Origin of the sequence: Pseudonocardia zijingensis (assembly GCF_042657305.1) — a bacterium.
Taxonomy (GTDB): Bacteria; Actinomycetota; Actinomycetes; order Mycobacteriales; family Pseudonocardiaceae; genus Pseudonocardia; species Pseudonocardia zijingensis.
The window spans coordinates 1-1,924 of the sequence record NZ_JBHSKO010000065.1 but is presented as its reverse complement, the minus strand read 5'-3'; the positions used below and the strand labels follow the sequence as shown (position 1 = coordinate 1,924).

The window sequence follows — 1,924 nt, the reverse complement described above, 5'->3', positions numbered from 1 at the left end:
CCAGATAGCCGACCTCGGCCGAAGCCTGCAGCAACTCCCGCAGATGCGGGTTGTACACCGGCAACCGGCCCGACTCGATCTGCCGACGCGCCGTGGCCAACTCCGCACCCGAACGCGGGTGCCCCGCCGCCGCCAGCAGCTCGGCGATCACACCGATGTTCCCGACCAGCACGTCGACCAGCCCGGCGGCGACCCCGACCGGATCGGCGTGCGCACCGACCCGGATGACGTCGGTCAGCTCCGCCGGCAACCCGGCCAGGCGGTCGGCGGCCAGCTCGCCCTCGCGGAGCGCGGTCCGCAGCAGGCCGACCGCCGCGACCAGGCGCTGCACCAGGTTCGCCCAGGCCGGGTTGATCGTGTGGATCGCCTGGTCACCCAGCAGATCGGTGACCGCCTCCTTCGCGATCGTCGTCTCCCCGACCAGCACCGCCTCGTCCGGGTTCAACATCGCCAGCGTCCGCAGGTAACCGCGCGCGCCCGGAACATCCATGCGGGCACCCACCACACCGACCACCGCGCGCCACCGCAGCTCCGCCGGCAACGCCCGCACCGCGTCCAACAAGCGGACGTCGGGGAACTTGCCCCACATCTGCAGCATCGGCTGGTCGAACAGCAGGCCGAGGGTCAGCACGCTCGCGATGCCGTAGTAGAACGTCCCACCGAGCGTCGCCAGGCCCATGCCGCGCTGCGGGATCGGGTGGAACGTGATCACACCCTGGTGACCGGCAGCCCGCAACCGGAGCAAGAACCTGGCGATTCCGTTGTTGCGCGGGTCGTCATAACCCAGATGGTGGAAATGGCCGTCCGAGAGGTCGTACACCGCCATCCGGTCCCGGCCGATCATCCCCGCGACCCGGTCGCCCACCAACATCGCCAGCTGGTAACCACCCCGACCCGCATCGATGTCGCGCACCCGACTCCGCAACTCCGCGACCGTCACCCACTCCCCGTCGGCCAGCCGCAACTTCTCCTTCTCCGCCGAGTTCCACCGGCCCCAGACGCGGATCCACCGCTCCCTCAGCGCGTCCACCCAACGGAAGCGCTCCCGCGGATCCGCCGACGGCCGCCGCGTGATCGCGCCGACCTGCTCCCAACGCAGACCCGACAGCAACTCGATCACCCGGTTCGTCAGGCCGGCCTCCGCCGCCTCCACCATCGCCGGCGCAGCACTCGTCAGGAACTCGTGCCACGCCGCGTCCCGACGCGCGACCACCCGCCCCGTACGCCCGTTCTGCGCCGCCAGCGCGGCGAACCCGGCCGCCTCCCGGCCCGCGTCCAGCACCGCCGTGATCCCACCGGCAGCCGCGATCGCCCGCTCCCGCGCCGCCCGGTTCCGCGCCAGCGCGCCGTCGGCCCGCGCGACCGCCCGGTCCCGTGCAGGCGTGAACAGCCCGACGGTCAACCGCAGCTGCCGTCCGGCGCCGTGCCGGCCGATGAACCAGCCGGCGTAGCCGGTACCGGGTGGCCCGCGGATCACACCGGTCCACACCCGCCGCGCGAGGCGCCCGGCACCCACGAGGACCCGCAGGCCCAGCAACCGCATCGACGGCAGTGGTGCGCGGCCGGCCAGATCCGACACCGAGCCGCCCACCGCGGGCTCGACCCGGCCGAACGCACCACCGGTGGCCGCGTCGAACTCACCGATCGCCCGGTCCACCTCCTGCGCGGCGGCGGTGTGGGCTCGCCGCAGCCGCTCCAGCGCGACCCGCACCAGCTCCAACTGCCGTTCGAATCCGTCGTACCGATCGAGCCGCAGTCGCGGATCGGCACCCACCGCCACCGGGACGTCCACGAGGCCCTCGGCGAGAGCCCACGACCCGACCAGCGCCTCGGGCACCCCGAGCACCTCGGCGATCCGCGCCGCCGCGTCCGCAGGCACAGGCCCGCCGTCGACCGGGTTCAGCAGCCAACGCACCCCCGTGGC

At 73.3% G+C, this 1,924-nt stretch carries 1 protein-coding gene; it reads right to left on the bottom strand.

Going from position 1 to position 1,924, the window contains the following annotated elements; all coding sequences use genetic code 11:
• Positions 1 to 1,924: hypothetical protein (locus tag ACFPL3_RS41935; protein WP_379591017.1), on the bottom strand; the 1,924-nt coding region annotated here is incomplete at both ends.